Source organism: Pseudomonas sp. fls2-241-R2A-110 (assembly GCF_030209165.1).
In the GTDB taxonomy this organism is placed as follows: Bacteria; Pseudomonadota; Gammaproteobacteria; order Pseudomonadales; family Pseudomonadaceae; genus Aquipseudomonas.
The window spans coordinates 142,343-159,830 of the sequence record NZ_JARVSN010000018.1; the positions used below are offsets into that span (position 1 = coordinate 142,343).

General features: G+C 60.4%; 16 protein-coding genes and 1 pseudogene. 8 read left to right on the forward strand and 9 right to left on the reverse strand.

Annotated elements, in window-relative coordinates; genetic code table 11:
* Positions 1-127 precede the first annotated feature (127 nt).
* The 8 genes from QRN31_RS14705 to QRN31_RS14740 form a co-directional block, all read right to left on the reverse strand.
* Positions 128-1,327, reverse strand: a complete 1,200-nt coding sequence (locus tag QRN31_RS14705) for a retropepsin-like aspartic protease (RefSeq protein ID WP_285432714.1) — start codon at positions 1,325-1,327, stop codon at positions 128-130.
* Between the two features lie 79 nt (positions 1,328-1,406).
* Positions 1,407-1,973 (reverse strand): GNAT family N-acetyltransferase, encoded by a 567-nt coding sequence (locus tag QRN31_RS14710; protein ID WP_285432715.1) that lies wholly within the window; start codon positions 1,971-1,973, stop codon positions 1,407-1,409.
* A 21-nt stretch (positions 1,974-1,994) separates the two neighbouring features.
* A complete protein-coding gene (gene etfB / locus QRN31_RS14715) occupies positions 1,995-2,765 on the reverse strand; it encodes an electron transfer flavoprotein subunit beta (protein WP_285432716.1) in 771 nt (256 codons plus the stop codon).
* A 15-nt stretch (positions 2,766-2,780) separates the two neighbouring features.
* Entirely contained in the window at positions 2,781-4,001 is a 1,221-nt protein-coding gene (gene etfA, locus QRN31_RS14720) for an electron transfer flavoprotein subunit alpha (protein ID WP_285432717.1), read from the reverse strand.
* Positions 4,001-5,950: a dimethylglycine demethylation protein DgcB gene (dgcB, locus tag QRN31_RS14725; RefSeq protein ID WP_285432718.1), complete on the reverse strand. Its 1,950-nt coding sequence runs from the start codon at positions 5,948-5,950 to the stop codon at positions 4,001-4,003. Before dgcB ends, etfA begins: the two co-directional genes overlap by 1 nt.
* A gap of 161 nt (positions 5,951-6,111) precedes the next feature.
* Positions 6,112-8,172 (reverse strand): dimethylglycine demethylation protein DgcA, encoded by a 2,061-nt coding sequence (gene dgcA / locus QRN31_RS14730; RefSeq protein ID WP_285432719.1) that lies wholly within the window; start codon positions 8,170-8,172, stop codon positions 6,112-6,114.
* A 15-nt stretch (positions 8,173-8,187) separates the two neighbouring features.
* Positions 8,188-8,718, reverse strand: a complete 531-nt coding sequence (locus tag QRN31_RS14735; protein ID WP_008033249.1) for a DUF5943 domain-containing protein — start codon at positions 8,716-8,718, stop codon at positions 8,188-8,190.
* 80 nt (positions 8,719-8,798) lie between these two features.
* On the reverse strand, positions 8,799-9,776 hold the full coding sequence (locus tag QRN31_RS14740; protein ID WP_008033250.1) for a dipeptidase: 978 nt from the start codon (positions 9,774-9,776) through the stop codon (positions 8,799-8,801).
* Between the two features lie 235 nt (positions 9,777-10,011).
* On the opposite strand from QRN31_RS14740, the gene QRN31_RS14745 reads away from it, so the two are divergent.
* The 3 genes and pseudogenes from QRN31_RS14745 (at position 10,012) to QRN31_RS14755 (ending at position 11,103) form a co-directional block, all read left to right on the forward strand.
* Positions 10,012-10,413, forward strand: coding sequence for a lysozyme inhibitor LprI family protein (locus tag QRN31_RS14745; RefSeq protein WP_285432720.1), 402 nt, complete (start codon positions 10,012-10,014; stop codon positions 10,411-10,413).
* A 10-nt stretch (positions 10,414-10,423) separates the two neighbouring features.
* Positions 10,424-10,654: pseudogene (locus QRN31_RS14750) on the forward strand (helix-turn-helix domain-containing protein); the annotation flags it as partial.
* A gap of 32 nt (positions 10,655-10,686) precedes the next feature.
* On the forward strand, positions 10,687-11,103 hold the full coding sequence (locus tag QRN31_RS14755) for a DUF3010 family protein (RefSeq protein WP_222588772.1): 417 nt from the start codon (positions 10,687-10,689) through the stop codon (positions 11,101-11,103).
* A gap of 143 nt (positions 11,104-11,246) precedes the next feature.
* On the opposite strand, the gene QRN31_RS14760 is transcribed toward QRN31_RS14755, so the two are convergent.
* Positions 11,247-12,206 (reverse strand): GlxA family transcriptional regulator, encoded by a 960-nt coding sequence (locus QRN31_RS14760; protein WP_285432722.1) that lies wholly within the window; start codon positions 12,204-12,206, stop codon positions 11,247-11,249.
* Between the two features lie 210 nt (positions 12,207-12,416).
* Between QRN31_RS14760 and QRN31_RS14765 the strand changes: the two genes are divergently transcribed.
* The 5 genes from QRN31_RS14765 (at position 12,417) to QRN31_RS14785 (ending at position 17,220) form a co-directional block, all read left to right on the forward strand.
* Complete coding sequence (locus QRN31_RS14765) at positions 12,417-13,361, forward strand: choline ABC transporter substrate-binding protein (protein ID WP_090178843.1); 945 nt, start codon at positions 12,417-12,419, stop codon at positions 13,359-13,361.
* 73 nt (positions 13,362-13,434) lie between these two features.
* Positions 13,435-14,322 carry a 3-dehydrocarnitine:acetyl-CoA trimethylamine transferase CdhC gene (cdhC, locus tag QRN31_RS14770; protein ID WP_017341199.1) on the forward strand — a complete coding sequence of 296 codons (888 nt, stop codon included), beginning with the start codon at positions 13,435-13,437 and terminating at the stop codon, positions 14,320-14,322.
* 142 nt (positions 14,323-14,464) lie between these two features.
* Positions 14,465-15,430 carry an L-carnitine dehydrogenase gene (locus QRN31_RS14775; RefSeq protein WP_222588774.1) on the forward strand — a complete coding sequence of 322 codons (966 nt, stop codon included), beginning with the start codon at positions 14,465-14,467 and terminating at the stop codon, positions 15,428-15,430.
* A 135-nt stretch (positions 15,431-15,565) separates the two neighbouring features.
* Positions 15,566-16,042 (forward strand): thioesterase family protein, encoded by a 477-nt coding sequence (locus QRN31_RS14780; RefSeq protein ID WP_285432725.1) that lies wholly within the window; start codon positions 15,566-15,568, stop codon positions 16,040-16,042.
* A 14-nt stretch (positions 16,043-16,056) separates the two neighbouring features.
* Positions 16,057-17,220 carry a gamma-butyrobetaine dioxygenase gene (locus tag QRN31_RS14785; protein WP_285432727.1) on the forward strand — a complete coding sequence of 388 codons (1,164 nt, stop codon included), beginning with the start codon at positions 16,057-16,059 and terminating at the stop codon, positions 17,218-17,220.
* The last annotated feature ends 268 nt before the right edge of the window (positions 17,221-17,488 follow it).

The following is a 17,488-nucleotide window of genomic DNA, read 5'->3' on the forward strand; positions in this document are numbered from 1 at the left end:
AAATACAACACGCTAACTTGCCACCGAATAAACACTTAAATCCATGAGCGACACGAAATCTCTTACACAAATAAAAAAATGATCTTACAGTCTGCATCCTTCTTACTGACGAGAGTTTTGTCTATTGCTAAATCCTGTTGAAACATGACCGATCCGCGTCGAGATCCAGATTCAATTCATAGTCATCGAATGAGCGCCACCCGAACAAAATCGAAGGCACGTACTTGCCTCGCAGCATGGACGGCGGAATCGTGAAGTCCGGGTAGTATTTGTAAGTGATCAGCCGGGTGTGCCCTGAAAGGCTCAATTCGCCCCTGTAGGTTTGATAGAGCGGGTTATTGACGACGCTGATGGGCTGGTTGCCCGGTGCGGCCGACGTCAGGTAATCAACGTTGCCGGTGTCAATAATTGCCGATATGGCCTGGCGATCCAGGCGTGCCGCGATGGTCAGCCGCAGGTTGATATCCATACGCGCATACATAATGTGCGAGTCGCAGCGCTCTGGCGGCTCGGCATTGAGCACCAAGGTCTTTTTGGTGACCTTCAGGCGTCCCAGCTTACCGATCAAATCGAGCCCTAATAAGTTATCCCGGTCGCTGACGAACACCAGGACGTTCCTGAATTCACTCCCGCCGATCTTCAAGGACTTAAAGATCCCGAGTTTGGCAGACAGGCCGTGCTCTCCGTAAAAGGTGCTGTAGCCATAATGGGAGTCACTCAACAAGGTGATCCCCATACGCTTCGCGGTGTCGATATTGACGCGGGTTTGCGGCGCTCCCGTGTCCACAATGAAGCGTGACGAGGCGCCATTGGCCGCGCTGACATCAATGTAGGGAAACACTTCCTCGGTCACATCACCATCACGGGCATAAGGATGAATCGCCAGCTCTTCACGAGACCTGGACCTGGTCACCGAAAAATCGCCGACCGAGCGCAGCGCCGCGATGGACTCGCTGCCGAACATGGAAAACAGGGCGTTGAGCTCGGGATCTTTAGCGATGGCTTGGGCGTGACGCCGCTTGATCGCCAGGTAGTAGTCGGGAATCTGGTTTGCCGCTTTCGCCTCGAACATCCGGGCGAAAACCGACACTGAGCAATCGAGGTTTTTTCCAGCGTCCGACACGTTGTCGCATTGCTGCTGCATTTGCGCCAGGGAGGCTTTTTGTCCCTGCTCAGACGCTAGCCAGGTATAGAAATCTGCCGTTGCCTTGCCGGCCTGCGCCTTCGAACAGGGCGCAGTGCACAGACAAAACGCAAACAGCAGCAGAGACGACGTTAGGTAGATGCCGCTGATCCGACCCGTCTGACGCCGACCGACCGCTGCCATCGTCAACCCATTCTTGAAAACGAGTTTTATGAATTAACGCTGCTGCGAACCCGGGCAGCTCATAGTGAAATGTAGCTCACTACGGCCGATACATCAGATAGGCCTCGCCCGTGACCCGAATCATCGGATGCGGTGTGATCTGGCAGGTATCAACGACACGAAAGCCATGTCGCTCGTAAAAGCGTCGGGCGCCGGTGTTTGCGGCGTAGTCGATCAGGCTCAAGCCATTGAGCCCCAACTGATTGGCACGGTCGTAGGCGTAAGCCAGAAACTGCTTGCCCAGGCCCTGATTGCGCCACCCCTCGTGCAGCGCCAGGCTGGAAATGTAGAGGGTGTCGGGGATTTCCAGTTTGGCGTAAGGCGCCAGGACCGGATCGGTGACAGGAGCCGCCAGCGGATCGTGACGTATCACGTAGCTGTGCATCATGCCGATGACGTGCCCACCGGCCTCGGCAATCAGGCAGTTCTGATAAGAAAAGTCCACGTCGTCACGGGCGTAACGCAGAGCACCGACGTCGAGGAGATCCTGGCCGGGCTCTGCTATCTGGCTCCAGATGTAATCCGCAGCGCCCTCTGATGAAATCTGGAACAAACGCGCAATCTCGCGCGCATCACTGCGCCGCGCCGAACGAAACTCAACTGCCATTTACCTGCCCCCACAAGACCGCTAGCGAACCACGCCTTCTTCGATCAGCAACTTGAGAATCGCCTCGGCCCCCGCCTCGGCACTCAACCCTTTGAGCACTTGCCCGCCGCCGCCACTGGCCTTGGCCGTGGCCGCCTTCATCCGGTCGGCGCCGCTCTTGGCCTTGATCACCTTCAAGCGTTTTGGCCGTGGCTTGGCCGGTTGCAGGGTCGCGACCGCGAGCAGTTCATCGTCGATGATTTCCACTTCGTCAGCCTGCAGCACACCACGTCGGGCTGGACCATAGGCGCTCTGCCGAGGCTTCGGTGCGGCGTTATCCACAGTGGCCAGAAACGGTAGGCGCACTTTCAAGCGACGGCGTTGACCACGGGGCAAGGCTTGCAGCACCAGGGCTGAACTGCCGTCGATGGATTCCACTTGCGCCAACCCCACCACGAGCGGCCAGCCGAGGCTTTCCGCCAGCAGGAACGGCAGCATGCCCGAGCCTTCACCGGTTTCCGCCTGACTGCCGGTCAGCACCACCTGCGCCCCGGCGTCGCGTAAATACGCGGTCAGTGCCGGCAATGCATCGGCGCCAGAAGGTTGTTCAAGCACATGCAACTGCTCCAGGCCCATGCCCAGATACGCACGCAACGCAGGCTCGGCAACGTCGCCGGCATGCAGCACTTGCAGGTTATCCCCAGCCAGTTGCAGGCCCAGTTCCACGGCGCGGGCGTCCTGTTCGGCGCGGCGCGGCCGGCCGGAGGTCGGGTGGGCGCCGATGGATACCAGGCTGATGATTTTCGTGCTCATAACCCTTTCCTTTCCTTAAGCCGCATCGCGCTTGGCTTCGTTGCGATAATTCTCAACCGCATCGATCAAGGCTTGAAGAATCTCGGCGCTCTCGCCGATCACCGACAGGTCGGCCCGTTTGATCATGTCGCAGCCAGGATCGAGGTTGATCGCCACCACCTTGTCGCAGGCACCGATGCCTTGCAGGTGCTGGATCGCCCCGGAAATCCCCACCGCCACGTAAACCCGTGCCGTAACCCAGGTGCCGGAGGCGCCGACCTGACGGTCGCGCGCCATAAAGCCATCGTCCACCGCCACTCGGGAGGCGCCTTCGGTAGCGCCCAAGGCTTGGGCGGTCCTGTGGAAAAGTCCCCAGTCCTTGACCCCGTTGCCGCCGGAGAAGATGAACTCGGCTTCGGCCATCGGAATCGCTGCCGGATCGACCGCCACAGCGCCCAAATCTTCGATGCGCGACAGGCTGCGTGCCACGGCTGTGGATAACTCCACCGGTAGCGCTTCGTGACGGGTTTCGCTGACCGGCTCGGCGCATTCAACGGCAGCCAGAATCAAGCGTGCCACCGGGCGCGCAAGGTCCTGCAAACCGGCACCAGCGCGACCGATACACTCCTGATCCTTGACCTGCCAGACCCGCGTGGCCGGTCGTTCGCCCAGTGCGGCAGCAAAGCGTCGGCCCAGTTCACCGCCACCGCTGCGACTGTCCGGCAGCAACCAGTGACGCGGGCTGAACTGGTTATCCACAGCCCGCAGGCCCTGGACCCGTTGTTCCGGTGCATAACCGCTGAATTCGTCGCCATCCAGCACCAGCAAGCGATCGACGCCAGCCGTGGCAAAGGCACTTTCTTTGTGTTCACCGAAGACCACGGCCAACACCGCGCCATCCTTGCCAGCCAGTTGGTGTGCCAGACCAAGCAAGTCGCGGTCGTGGCTGCTCAAGCGGCCGCCGACCATGTCCGGCACCACGCTGATGTAAAACGCGGGTGCAGCCACTTGATGCAGCGGCAATTGCACTTCAACCGCGGCCGAGCGTTTAGTCGCCCCGCCCTGCTGAGCGCCACTGCGGTCGATCCGTTTGATCCCATTGGGGCCGATAAACCCGATCCCGTGAAGATTCTTGCGGATGACGCCGTTAGGCCCCATCCAGCTGTGTTGCGCCGGTTGCATGGCCGCGTGCAGCGGGTGTAGACGGTTGCGGGCGATCCATTCAGCGCGAGGATCGCGGCGGATAATGTCGCTCATCAATGCACCTCCGCAGGTTCACGTTTGGCCGGTGCCGAAGGCTTTCCCGGTGCTGCGTCTTCGAGCAGCGCATCGGCGACCAGTTCAGCAATGTCTTTGATCAGCGGACGCGGTTCAACCACGCCTTCAAGCATCGCGGTGCACTGCGGGCAACCCACGGCCACCAGTTCGGCGCCGGTTTCGCGGATGTCTTCCATGCGCATGTCGGGGATCCGTTGCTTGCCCGGGATGTCGGTGATCGGCGCACCGCCGCCACCGCCGCAGCAGCGCGAACGGAAACCGGAGCGTTCCATCTCTTTGACTTCAATCCCGAGGGCGCGCAGCACTTCACGCGGCGCCTCGTATTCGCCGTTGTAGCGGCCGAGGTAGCACGGGTCGTGATAGGTGACGCTGCTGCCTTTGTGCTGGCCAAGGTTCAGGGCGCCAGCGCCGATGATTTCGGCCATGTAGGTGCTGTGGTGCTGCACGAGGTAGTTGCCGTCGAAGGCGCCGTATTCGTTTTTCAGCACGTGGAAGCTGTGTGGGTCGCAGGTGACAATGCGATTGAAGTTGTATTTCGCCAGGGTCTGGATGTTGCGTTTGGCCAACAGCTGGAAGGTCGCTTCGTCGCCCAGACGTCGGGCCACATCACCGCTGTCGCGCTCTTCAAGCCCGAGCACCGCGAAGTCGACCTTGGCCGCTTTCAGCACTTTGACGAAGGCACGCAGGGTGCGCTGGTTGCGCATGTCGAACGCACCGTCGCCGACCCAGAACAGCACGTCGACGGATTTCTTCTCGCTCATCAGATTGAGGTTCAGATCCGCCGCCCAGTTCATCCGGCCGCCCGGAGCGAAACCGCCTGGGTTGTCGGTGGCGATCAGGTTTTCCAGGACTTCGGCGCCTTTGTTTGGCGTCGCGCCTTTTTCCAGGGTCAGATGGCGGCGCATGTCGACGATGGCATCGACGTGCTCGATCATCATCGGGCATTCCTCGACGCAGGCGCGGCAGGTAGTGCAGGACCACAGGGTTTCGGCATCCACCAGACCGTTGACGATTGGCTGATGCGGGTTACCGGCGTGTTCACCGATGGCTTTGCCTGGATACGGGCTGCCGGCGAATTTCGCATCGGTGCCGCCAGCGAGGCCGACGACCATGTCCTGGATCAGTTTTTTCGGGTTCAGCGGCTGGCCGGCGGCGAACGCCGGGCACGCGGCTTCGCACTTACCGCACTGCACGCAGGCGTCGAAGCCGAGCAGTTGGTTCCAGGTGAAATCCTTGGGTTTTTCCACGCCCAGCGGCGCGTTTGGATCGTTGAGGTCCAGCGGTTTCAAACCGGTGGAGCGACCGCCGCCAAAGCGTTCGGCGCGACGGTGCCAAGCCAGGTGCAGGGCGCCAGCGAAGGCGTGCTTCATCGGCCCGCCCCAGGTCATGCCGAAGAACAGTTCCGAAACGCCCCACAGCACGCCCACGCCGAGAATCGCAGCCACTACCCAGCCGCCGAAGTTTTCCGGGAGGATGCCGGCAACCGGCAGGGTCAACAGGAAGAAGCTTACCGAGAACGCCAGCAGGCTTTTCGGCAAGCGCATCCACGGGCCTTTGGACAGGCGGGCCGGCGGGTTGCGTCGACGCAGGTAGACGAAGATCGCGCCGACGAACATCACGGCCGTCATCAGCAACAGGGCATAACCGAGGATGCGGTTATGCAGGCCGAAACCGTGCACCAGAATCGCCAGCACGATAGACGCCACCGCACCACCGGCCGTGGCCACGTGGGTGTTGGCGATGTATTTGTCCCGCGCGACGACGTGGTGCAAGTCGACCATGTAGCGCTTGGGCATGGCGAACAGGCCGCCGATCAGGTCGACTTTCGAAGCCCGGCCTCGGCGCCACATAGCCACCCGCCGCAACGCGCCCAGAACCGCAAGGCCCAGGGCAGCGAACAACAGGATTGGAAGAAGGGTGTTCAACATGGTGGAGCTCCCAAAGACCGCAGGTCTTGCAGGTCGAGATGCCTTACTCGGTCACTGTGGGAGCGAGCTTGCTCGCGAAGGCGGACTGACATTCAACATCGATGTCGACTGACCCACCGCTTCGCGAGCAAGCTCGCTCCCACAGGGTTTTGTGCAAGCCGTTAGAAGTCTTTGCACAACCGCAGCGCGTCATAGATCGCCGCGTGAGTGTTGCGCTGCGCCACGCAGTCGCCGATGCGGAACAGCAAGTAGCCGTCGCCCGCCTGGCTCAGCGAAGGTTGTGGCTTGATCGCGAACAGGGCCTCGATGTCCATCTGGCCTTTGTTGCGCGAGCCTTCCTTCAGCGCGTAGTAGATTTCTTCGTCCGGGCGCACGCCGTTTTCAACGACGACCTGGTCCACCACCCGCTCCTCTTTGGCGCCGGTGTATTCGTTTTCCAGTACCGCCACCAGCTTGTCGCCTTCGCGGTAGACCTTCTCCAGCATCATGTCCCCGGTCATGATCACTTCTTTGGGGTACATGCTGCGGTAGTAAGTCGGGAACGAGGTGCCGCCAATCGCTACGCCCGGCTTGATGTCGTCAGTGACGATCTCGACCTGGCTCCCCTTGTCGGCGAGGAAGTCGGCGGCCGACATCCCGGTGAACTCGCAAATGGTATCGTAGACCAGCACATTTTTGCCCGGTGCAACCTTGCCATCGAGGATGTCCCAGCTGCTGACCACCAGGCCTTCGGCCGCGCCCCAATGCTCGTTCTGCTCAAGGAATGGATGGCCGCCGACGGCGAGCACCACTACATCTGGACGCAGGTCGAGAATGGTCGCCGCATCGGCGGCCACGCCTAGGCGCAGGTCGACTTTCAAACGCGCCAGTTCCAGCTGGAACCAGCGAGTGATACCGGCGATCTGGTCCCGTTGCGGGGCTTTCGAGGCGGTGGTGATCTGCCCGCCGATGAATTCTTTCTTCTCGAACAGGGTCACGTCGTGGCCACGTTCGGCCGACACACGCGCCGCTTCCATCCCGGCAGGGCCGGCACCGACCACCACAACTTTGCGCTTCACACCGGTCGACTTCTCGATGATGTGCGGCACGCCCATGTATTCACGGGAGGTTGCGGCGTTCTGGATGCACAGCACATCCAGACCTTGGTATTGACGGTCGATGCAGTAGTTGGCGCCGACACATTGTTTGATCTGGTCGACTTGACCCATCTTGATCTTGGCGATCAGGTGCGGGTCGGCGATGTGGGCGCGGGTCATGCCGACCATGTCCACGTAGCCGCCTTCCAGAATACGGGTCGCCTGGTTCGGGTCCTTGATGTTCTGCGCGTGCAGTACCGGGGCCTTGACCACTTCTTTGATACCGGCGGCCAAGTGCAGGAATGGCTCCGGTGGATAACTCATGTTCGGAATAACGTTGGCCAGGGTGTTGTGGGTGTCGCAACCCGAACCCACCACGCCGATGAAGTCGATCATGCCGGTGTCATCGTAGTACTTGGCGATCTGCTTCATGTCTTCGTGGGACAAGCCGTCCGGGTGGAATTCATCACCGCACAGACGGATCCCGACACAGAAATCCGGGCCGACTTCAGCCCGCACAGCCTTGAGCACTTCCAGGCCGAAACGCATGCGGTTCTCGAAGCTGCCGCCCCATTCGTCGGTACGCTTGTTGACTCGCGGGCTCCAGAACTGGTCGATCATGTGCTGGTGCACGGCGGACAGTTCGACGCCGTCCAGGCCACCGGCCTTGGCCCGCGCCGCAGCGCTGGCGTAGTTGCCGATCACCCGCCAGATTTCTTCCGGCTCGATGGTTTTGCAGGTCGCACGGTGCACCGGTTCACGGATACCCGACGGTGACAGCAGGGTTGGCCAATGCTCGCCATCCCAACGCGAGCGTCGGCCCATGTGGGTAATCTGAATCATGATCTTGGCGCCATGCTTGTGCATGGCATCGGCCAGGTTCTGGAAGTGCGGGATGATCCGGTCGTCGGCCAGGTTGACCGACTTCCACCAGCCTTGCGGGCTGTCGATGGCCACACTGGAAGAACCGCCGCAAATCGCCAGGCCGATCCCGCCCTTGGCTTTCTCTTCGTAATACTTGACGTACCGGTCGGTGGTCATGCCGCCGTCGGTGGCATAAACCTCGGCGTGCGCGGTGCTGAGCACGCGGTTGCGGATGGTCAGTTTACCGATCTGGATCGGCTGAAACATTGCTTCGAAAGCCATGGCGGGTTCCTCGACTTACAACGGCTTGACGGTGAACAGGCCGTCGTCGTGGCCTTCTTCTGAACCACCGTAAACCTGTTCGGCAACGGTGCGGATCTTGCTCCCGCGGGCTTGCAGGATCTGGTCCATGGCACCGGCAAACCAGCCAGTGAACATGTAGTCGACCTTGCGCCCGACCTTGCCGTACACATAGACAAATGCCGAGTGTTCGAGCTTGACGCTGGCGGTGCCTTTGTCGAGATCGATGTCCTGGATCTTGAACAGGCCCCAACCGCGTTGCGACAGGCGCTTCATGTAGTGTTCGAACACCGCGACGCCTTCCAGGCCGTGGCATTCAGCTTCTTTTTCACACCAGTGCCAGGCGGACTTGTAGCCGGCCTTGTAGAGGATTTCGGCGTAGGCGTCGGCACCCAGCACTTCCTCGATGCCCATGTGGTTGTTGACGAAGAAGTGACGCGGTACGTACAGCATTGGCAGGGCGTCGGAGGTCCAGACACCGGTTTCGCTGTCGACTTCGATTGGCAATTGCGGGGCGATCTTGGCCATGGAAACTTAACTCCAGAAAAATTTTGCTGTTGCCCCCGGCGCGGTCGGCCGGGGGAAAGGATTCAGAGGGGGGCGGTGGCTTATTCGCCCCAGACGTCCTTCAGGACGTTCACCCAGTTCTCGCCCATGATCTTGCGGACCACGCGCTCGGAGTGGCCGCGCTTCAGCAGGGTTTCGGTCAGGTTCGGGAACTCGCCGACGGTGCGGATGCCCAGCGGGTTGATGATCTTGCCGAAACTGGTCAGGCGACGGGCGTAGCCCTTGTCATGGGTCAGGTATTCGAAAAAGTCCTGGCCATGGCCCTGGGTGAAGTCGGTACCGATGCCAATGGCGTCTTCGCCGACGATGTTCATGGTGTATTCGATGGCTTCGGCGTAGTCGTCGATGGTCGAATCGATGCCTTTGGCCAGGAATGGCGCAAACATGGTCACACCGACGAAACCGCCGTGGTCGGCAATGAACTTGAGTTCTTCATCGGATTTGTTGCGCGGGTGGATTTTCAGACCCGACGGCAGGCAGTGGGAGTAGCACACTGGCTTCTTGGATTCGAGGATGACTTCTTCGGAGGTTTTCGAACCCACGTGGGACAGGTCGCACATGACGCCGACGCGGTTCATCTCGGCAACGATCTCGCGACCGAAGCCCGACAGGCCGCCATCGCGCTCGTAGCAGCCGGTGCCGACCAGGTTCTGGGTGTTGTAGCACATCTGCACGATACCGACGCCCAGCTGCTTGAACACCTCGACGTAGCCGATCTGGTCTTCAAACGCGTGAGCATTCTGGAAGCCGAACAGAATGCCGGTCTTGCCCTGCTCCTTGGCCTTGCGGATATCGGCGGTGGTGCGCACCGGAATCACCAGGTCGCTGTTCTCGCGGATCAGTTTCTGGCTGGCGGCGATATTGTTGACGGTGGCCTGGAAGCCCTCCCACACCGACACGGTGCAGTTGGCCGCAGTCAGACCGCCCTTGCGCATGTCTTCGAACAGCTCGCGGTTCCACTTGGCAATAATCAGACCGTCGATAACGATGCTGTCGGCGTGTAATTCGGCTGGGCTCATCAGGCAGTCCCCTATTAGCGATTCATGCGCCGAATCGTGTGCCGGCGCTTTGGGGCCAGCATATGCCTGAGGGACGGGGCAGCCGGGTGCAAAAACGACAGGGGGTTTGCCGAAAGCGTCAATCCGCGACAAAGGGTCATCGCGGGGCGTGATCACGCACCTGTTCAAGGGCCTGCGCATGGGCCAGAATTCGCCGCATCACTGAATATGCATTGGAAAAAGGGGCGGCGGCGCAATGAAATCGATCTTCCTGGCTTTGGCACTGATAGCGACCGGCGTACAGGCGGCTGAAGAGTCCGACATTAACCCGTGCGATGCGGTCGAAAACGACGTCCAGACCCTGGAATGCTCGGCCTACAGCAGAACTACCGCGGAAGATCTGCTGAAAGACAACTACAAAAGCCTGAACGAGCGCATGCAAACGGCCTACAGCAAGAACCCGGCGCAACTGGCCGACATCACCGCCAAGCTCAAGACCGCCCAACAGCAGTGGCTCAAGACCCGAGACGCAGACTGCGCAGTGGAAGCGTTCCCGGCGACCAGCGGTAGCAAGGCGTTCACCATCGCGCAAAATGATTGCGTGGCGCGGATGAGTGACGAGCGGTCGGAGTTTTTGGAGTCGATTGGGCAGGAGTAATAGCATAAACATGGAGAATCACTTGATCCCACACGAAGTAGTCAGCCTTATCGTTGATGGTGCGTTACCTGTCAGGGCTTGGCGCGAACACCTGAACCTTACACAGGACGAAGTTGCCAAACGCATGGGTATTTCCCAACCGGCCTTCGCCCAGCAAGAGACGGTTGCGAAGCCTCGCAAGGCCACCCGCGAGAAAATTGCCGCGGCGTTTGGCATCACGGCTAATCAACTTGAGCTGTAGGCTGCACACAACCATTTGTGAAAGGGATTGAAATGAAAATCTGCGGCATCGAAATCAAAGGCAGCGAAGCGATCATCGCCGTGGCCTCCCTCGACGGTCAGGCCCTGAGCCACGTCGCTCTGGCGACCAAGAAAATCGCTCTCGACGATGACGACGAAGCCGCCAACGTCAAAGTGTTTGCCGCTCAGGTGGCGTCTTTTGTGCGTGAGAATTCCATTGATCGGATCGCGATCAAGAAGCGCAGCAAGAAAGGCGAGTTCGCCGGTGGTCCGACCACGTTCAAGATCGAGGGCATTTTCCAATTGCTGGAGAGTTGCGAGGTGACGCTGCTGTCGCCGCAGACGATCAATGCGCAGGCGAAAAAACACAACTTCGAACTGCCGGCGACGCTGAACAAGTATCAGCATGAAGCCTACAAAGCCGCGTGTTCGGCGCTGATGAAGAAGTAAATCGGACTTAACAGGGATTATCTGTGGGAGCGAGCTTGCTCGCGATGGCGGTATTCCTGCCGCAGAAAATGCGTTGGATGTACTGACGTCATCGCGAGCAAGCTCGCTCCCACAGTGGATTTGTGTCTAGCTCAATACCATCATCAGACCAACTCCCGCCCATCGCCCAAGCGCCGGCGATCCTCACGTGGACACCGCGCAAACTTCGCCCGATAACTGCGGGTGAAATACGACGGCGATTCAAACCCGCACGCGATACTCACTTCCAGCACGCTCATGTCGGTCTGGCGCAACAACTGCTGAGCTTTCTCCAGCCTCAACCGCAAGTAGAAATTGCTCGGCGTGTCGTTCAAGTGCAGCCGAAACAGGCGCTCCAGTTGCCGACGCGTCACCTTGATCGATTCGGCCAGCTCCAACGTGCTCAGCGGCGGCTCGCTGTGCTGCTCCATCTCGCCAATCACATGCACCAGTTTCTTGTTGCTGATGCCATAGCGCGTCGCGACTTCCATGCGCTGGTGGTCTTTGCGCGGACGGATACGCCCGAGTACGAATTGTTCGCTGACCTGGATCGCCAGTTGCGGGCCGTGGGCCTGGGCGATGAGGTCGAGCATCAGGTCGATGGACGCGGTGCCGCCCGCCGAGGTGATGCGCCGACGGTCGATCTCGAACAGCTCCTGGGTGACGCTGAGCTGTGGATAGGATTCCTTGAAGGCGTCGATGGCTTCCCAGTGCAGGGTCAGGCGATGGCCATCAAGCAGGCCGGCTTCGGCGAGGATGAAACTGCCGGTGTCGATGGCGCCGAGCGTCACGCCTTCGTTGTCCAGCCGACGCAACCAGTGCTCCAGCGCCGGGGTGGCGAACTTCAAGGGTTCGAACCCGGCGACCACCAGGAGCGTCGCACCTTTCTTCAGCGGCTCGAGCGCCGCATCGGCGTTGACCGACATGCCGTTGCTGGCCAGTACCGCCCCACCGTCCGCGCTGAGCACATGCCAGCGGTACAGCTCGCCACGAAAGCGATTGGCTACCCGCAACGGCTCAATGGCCGAGATAAATCCAATCGCCGAAAAACCCGGCATCAACAAGAAGTAGAAATCCTGGGACATGGAGCGCACTCGACTGGCAGGTAACGAGAGGGCGGGGAGCGTGTGGACGTTGATACGCCACTTGTCGAAGGCAATCAAGAGCACAGGTCGCCGCAGTGCAAGAGCTGGTCGCCGCAGTGCGCTTTAGCGGGCCTTAAGCTGCGTAACTTGGCATCACCGGCGCACAAAGACGACCGGACCCACAATAACGAACTGCCGAGGAAACCTGAGATGAAACGACTGATCAGCAGCTGTGTTCTTGCACTCAGCGGTACCGCTTTCCTGAGCGCCAGTGTCATGGCGGCCGAACCTGCTTCATGCCAGAACGTGCGCATGGGCGTCGTGAACTGGACCGATGTAATCGCCACCAGCGCCATGACCCAGGTATTGCTCGACGGCCTCGGCTACAACACCAAACAAACCAGCGCTTCCCAGCAAATCATCTTCGCCGGGATCCGCGACCAGCGCCTGGACCTGTTCCTGGGTTACTGGAATCCGCTGATGACCCAGACCATCTCCCCGTTCGTCGATGGCAAGCAGGTCAAAGTGCTTGAAGCGCCTAGCCTCAAAGACGCCCGCGCCACCCTCGCCGTTCCGACTTACCTTGCCGACAAGGGCCTGAAAACCTTCGCCGACATCGCCAAGTTCGAAAAAGAACTGGGCGGCAAGATCTACGGCATCGAGCCAGGTTCGGGTGCCAACACCCAGATCAAGGAAATGATCGCCAAGAACCAGTTCGGCCTCGGCAAATTCCAACTCGTTGAATCCAGTGAAGCCGGGATGCTGTCGGCGGTCACCCGTGCCACCAAACGCAACGAAGCCATTGTGTTCTTCGGCTGGGCGCCGCACCCGATGAACGTCAACGTGAAGATGACCTACCTCACCGGCAGCGAAGATGCCCTGGGCCCGAACGAAGGCATGGCCACCGTCTGGACCGTTACCTCGCCGAACTACGCGCAACAATGCCCGAACATCGGCAAGTTGCTGAGCAACCTGACGTACACCGCCGAAGACGAGAGCCGGATGATGCAGCCGCTGCTGGATCACAAGGATGCCTTCGAATCGGCCAAGCAATGGCTCAAGGATCACCCGCAAGACAAGCAACGCTGGCTGGAAGGTGTGACCACCTTCGATGGCAAACCGGCGGCTGAAAACCTGCAACTGACCAGCAAATAAACCGAACCGAACCACCGATTCGCAGCCCGACCGGGCTGCGAACGGGACCACCACGCCTGCAAGGAACCATCAAATGAACCACGACGTCATCATCACCTGCGCACTCACCGGTGCTGGCGACACGACCAGCAAGAGCCCACACGTGCCGGTCACCCCGAAACAAATCGCCGCAGCCGCCGTTGAAGCGGCCAAGGCCGGCGCCACGGTGGTCCACTGCCACGTACGCAACCCCGAAACCGGCAAATTCAGCCGTGACGTGGCGCTGTACCGTGAAGTGATGGAGCGCATCCGCGAGGCGGACGTCGACATCATCGTCAACCTCACCGCCGGCATGGGCGGCGACCTGGAAATTGGCGCTGGCGAGAACCCGATGGAGTTCGGCCCGAACACCGATCTGGTCGGCCCGCTGACCCGTCTGGCTCACGTTGAAGAATTGCTGCCGGAAATCTGCACCCTGGACTGCGGCACCCTGAACTTCGGCGACGGCGACACTATCTACGTGTCCACCCCTGCCCAGTTGCGTGCTGGCGCCAAACGCATTCAAGAGCTGGGCGTGAAAGCCGAGCTGGAAATTTTCGACACCGGTCACCTGTGGTTCGCCAAACAGTTGATCAAGGAAGGCCTGCTCGACGACCCGCTGTTCCAGCTCTGCCTGGGCATCCCATGGGGCGCGCCGGCCGACACCACTACCATGAAAGCCATGGTCGACAACCTGCCCGCCAACGCGGTGTGGGCCGGCTTCGGCATCGGTCGCATGCAGATGCCGATGGCGGCGCAAGCGGTGCTGCTCGGTGGCAACGTGCGAGTCGGGCTGGAAGACAACATCTGGCTGGACAAGGGCGTACTGGCGACCAACGGCCAACTGGTCGAACGCGCCTCGGAAATCCTCAGCCGCCTCGGCGCCCGGGTTCTGACACCGGCTGAAGGCCGGGCAAAAATGGGCCTGACCAAGCGCGGTTGAACCAAACCTACATCTAACCCTGTGGGAGCGAGCTTGCTCGCGATGGCGTCAGTACACCCAACGCATCTTCTGCGGCCGGAATACCGTCATCGCGAGCAAGCTCGCTCCCACAGGGGCTCACCGAACTCTTTAGGACATCGCCATGACCTTCATCACCGAAATCAAAACCTTCGCCGCCCTGGGCAGCGGTGTCATCGGCAGCGGCTGGGTATCCCGCGCCCTCGCCCACGGCCTTGACGTGGTGGCCTGGGACCCGGCGCCCGGTGCCGAAGCCGCACTGCGCAAACGCGTCGCCAATGCGTGGGGCGCGCTGGAGAAACAAGGCCTGGCACCGGGTGCCTCGCAGGACCGTCTGCGCTTTGTCGCGACCATCGAAGAGTGTGTTCGCGATGCCGATTTCATTCAGGAAAGCGCCCCCGAGCGTCTGGACCTGAAACTGGAACTGCACAGCAAAATCAGCGCGGCAGCCAAGCCCAATGCCCTGATCGGCTCGAGCACTTCGGGCCTGTTGCCGAGCGAGTTTTACGAGAGCTCGACGCACCCGGAACGCTGCGTGGTTGGCCACCCGTTCAACCCGGTTTACCTGCTGCCGCTGGTGGAAGTGGTCGGCGGCAAAAACACCGCGCCGGAAGCCGTTCAAGCGGCGATGAAAGTGTATGAATCCTTAGGCATGCGTCCGCTGCATGTGCGCAAGGAAGTGCCCGGTTTTATCGCCGACCGCTTGCTCGAAGCGCTCTGGCGCGAGGCGCTGCACCTGGTCAACGACGGTGTGGCGACCACCGGTGAAATCGACGACGCGATCCGCTTTGGCGCAGGCCTGCGCTGGTCGTTCATGGGCACCTTCCTGACTTACACCCTGGCCGGCGGCGATGCGGGCATGCGGCACTTCATGGCGCAATTCGGTCCGGCATTGCAGTTGCCGTGGACGTATCTGCCGGCACCGGAACTGACCGACAAGCTGATTGATGACGTGGTCGACGGCACCAGCGATCAACTGGGCAAACACAGCATTTCGGCGCTGGAGCGCTATCGTGATGATTGCTTGCTGGCAGTGCTCGAAGCGGTGAAGACCACCAAAGAGAAGCATGGGATGGCCTTCAGCGAATAATGAGCCAGCAGGACCGACCCCATCGCGAGCAAGCTCGCTCCCACAGTTGATCTGCGTCGTTCACAGAACCAATGTGGGAGCGAGCTTGCTCGCGATGGGGGCCATCCAGTCAACACACATTTTGGATCACTCATCATGCCCGCCTTGACCACCTACCAAACCAAAATCATCCCCGACTGGGTCGACTACAACGGCCACCTGCGCGACGCCTTCTACCTGCTGATTTTCAGCTACGCCACCGATGCCCTGATGGATCGGCTGGGCATGGACAGCAACAATCGCGAAGCCAGCGGCAACTCGCTGTTTACCCTAGAGCTGCACCTCAATTACCTGCACGAAGTGAAGCTCGATGCCGACGTCGAAGTGCGAACCCAGATCATCGGCCACGACAGCAAACGCCTGCACCTCTATCACAGCCTGCATCTGGTGGGAGATGAAAAGGTACTGGCCAGCAACGAACAAATGCTGCTCCACGTCGACCTCGCCGGCCCGCGCTCAGCACCGTTCAGCGAAGTCACGCTGAGCAAGCTGCAAGCCATCGTCGCCGAGCAAACCGACCTTCCCGCCCCCGACTACATTGGCCGAGTGATCGCGTTACCGCCTAAAAAATAACAAGGAGATCGCCATTGAACACCGCCGCTGCTTTTGCCGACTTCCGTACTTACCCGTTGATCAGCGCGTTGACCGCCGTGCAAACCCTGGCGGACCGCATTCACGTGCAATGGGCTGACGGTCGTCTCAGCCCTTTCCATCACCAATGGTTGCGCGACAACTGCCCGTGCCCGCTGTGCGTCTACACCGTGACGCGCGAACAGGTGCTGGAAATCGTCGATGTCGCGCAAGACCTGACGCCGTCAAAGGCACACGTCGATGCCGAAGGTTGCCTCAACGTCGAGTGGCAAGACGGCCACCTCAGCCGCTTCGATCCTGGCTGGTTACGCGCCCACGCCTATGACGATGAGTCCCGCGCCGAACGTCGCGCCGCCAAGCCCAAAAGCCAGCTGTGGAACAGCAACCTGAAGCTGCCGGTATTCGACTACCAGGCGCTGATGAACGACAACGACGCCTTGCTGCAATGGCTGTTGGCGGTGCGCGACATCGGCCTGACTCAAGTGCGTGGCGTGCCCACCGAACCCGGCTCGTTGAAGCTGATTGCCCAGCGGATTTCCTTCATCCGCGAGAGCAATTTCGGCGTGCTGTTCAACGTGCAATCCAAGGCCGATGCCGACAGCAACGCCTACACTGCTTTCAACCTGCCGCTGCACAGCGACTTGCCGACCCGGGAGTTGCAACCGGGGCTGCAATTTCTGCATTGCCTGGTCAATGATGCCGAGGGCGGCGAGAGCATTTTCGTCGACGGTTTCGCCATTGCCCACGCCTTGCGCGAGGAAGATCCCGAGTCGTTCAAAGCCTTGTGCGACATCCCCGTGGAGTTTCGCAACAAGGACCGCCACAGCGACTATCGCTGCCTGGCGCCGATCATCGCCCTGGATGCGTTGGGACAGGTTTCGGAGATCCGCATGGCGAACTTTTTGCGCGGGCCGTTTGATGCATCGATGGAAGACATGCCCAAGCTCTACCGCGCTTATCGGCGCTTTATTGCCATGACCCGCGAAGCGCGCTTCCGGGTGATGACGCGGCTCAACCCCGGCGAATTGTGGTGCTTCGATAACCGTCGCACGCTACACGCCCGCAACGCCTTCGACCCCGCCACCGGGGCCCGGCATTTCCAGGGTTGCTACATCGATCGTGATGAGTTGTTGTCGCGGATATTGGTGTTGCAACGCTAGACCGCGTCACCGCTCATCGCGAGCAAGCTCGCTCCCACAGGGATTTGCATCGGACACAGTATTTGTGCACGACACAGTTCCAATGTGGGAGCGAGCTTGCTCGCGATGGCGTTAGTCCATACACCATATCTTCCTGATTCACAGGCAAAAAAAACCCCGATCAAGCCGTGACAAGATCGGAGCTGAGGAGGGTACTGTTGAGGAGCCGTTGCGCGAGGGTGACCAAACCTTCGTGTAGCCAGCTGAATCCAGTGTGCCCACTCTCATC

Bases quoted from the DNA above. Each gene is read 5' to 3' on its own strand.
- dgcA (WP_285432719.1), bottom strand. From the start codon at position 8,172: ATGGCTTTCGAAGCAATGTTTCAGCCGATCCAGATCGGTAAACTGACC.
- QRN31_RS14735 (WP_008033249.1), bottom strand. From the start codon at position 8,718: ATGGCCAAGATCGCCCCGCAATTGCCAATCGAAGTCGACAGCGAAACC.
- etfA (WP_285432717.1), bottom strand. From the start codon at position 4,001: ATGAGCGACATTATCCGCCGCGATCCTCGCGCTGAATGGATCGCCCGC.
- etfB (WP_285432716.1), bottom strand. From the start codon at position 2,765: ATGAGCACGAAAATCATCAGCCTGGTATCCATCGGCGCCCACCCGACC.
- QRN31_RS14705 (WP_285432714.1), bottom strand. From the start codon at position 1,327: ATGGCAGCGGTCGGTCGGCGTCAGACGGGTCGGATCAGCGGCATCTAC.
- QRN31_RS14765 (WP_090178843.1), top strand. From the start codon at position 12,417: ATGAAACGACTGATCAGCAGCTGTGTTCTTGCACTCAGCGGTACCGCT.
- QRN31_RS14745 (WP_285432720.1), top strand. From the start codon at position 10,012: ATGAAATCGATCTTCCTGGCTTTGGCACTGATAGCGACCGGCGTACAG.
- QRN31_RS14755 (WP_222588772.1), top strand. From the start codon at position 10,687: ATGAAAATCTGCGGCATCGAAATCAAAGGCAGCGAAGCGATCATCGCC.
- dgcB (WP_285432718.1), bottom strand. From the start codon at position 5,950: ATGTTGAACACCCTTCTTCCAATCCTGTTGTTCGCTGCCCTGGGCCTT.
- QRN31_RS14740 (WP_008033250.1), bottom strand. From the start codon at position 9,776: ATGAGCCCAGCCGAATTACACGCCGACAGCATCGTTATCGACGGTCTG.
- QRN31_RS14780 (WP_285432725.1), top strand. From the start codon at position 15,566: ATGCCCGCCTTGACCACCTACCAAACCAAAATCATCCCCGACTGGGTC.
- cdhC (WP_017341199.1), top strand. From the start codon at position 13,435: ATGAACCACGACGTCATCATCACCTGCGCACTCACCGGTGCTGGCGAC.
- QRN31_RS14710 (WP_285432715.1), bottom strand. From the start codon at position 1,973: ATGGCAGTTGAGTTTCGTTCGGCGCGGCGCAGTGATGCGCGCGAGATT.
- QRN31_RS14760 (WP_285432722.1), bottom strand. From the start codon at position 12,206: ATGTCCCAGGATTTCTACTTCTTGTTGATGCCGGGTTTTTCGGCGATT.
- QRN31_RS14775 (WP_222588774.1), top strand. From the start codon at position 14,465: ATGACCTTCATCACCGAAATCAAAACCTTCGCCGCCCTGGGCAGCGGT.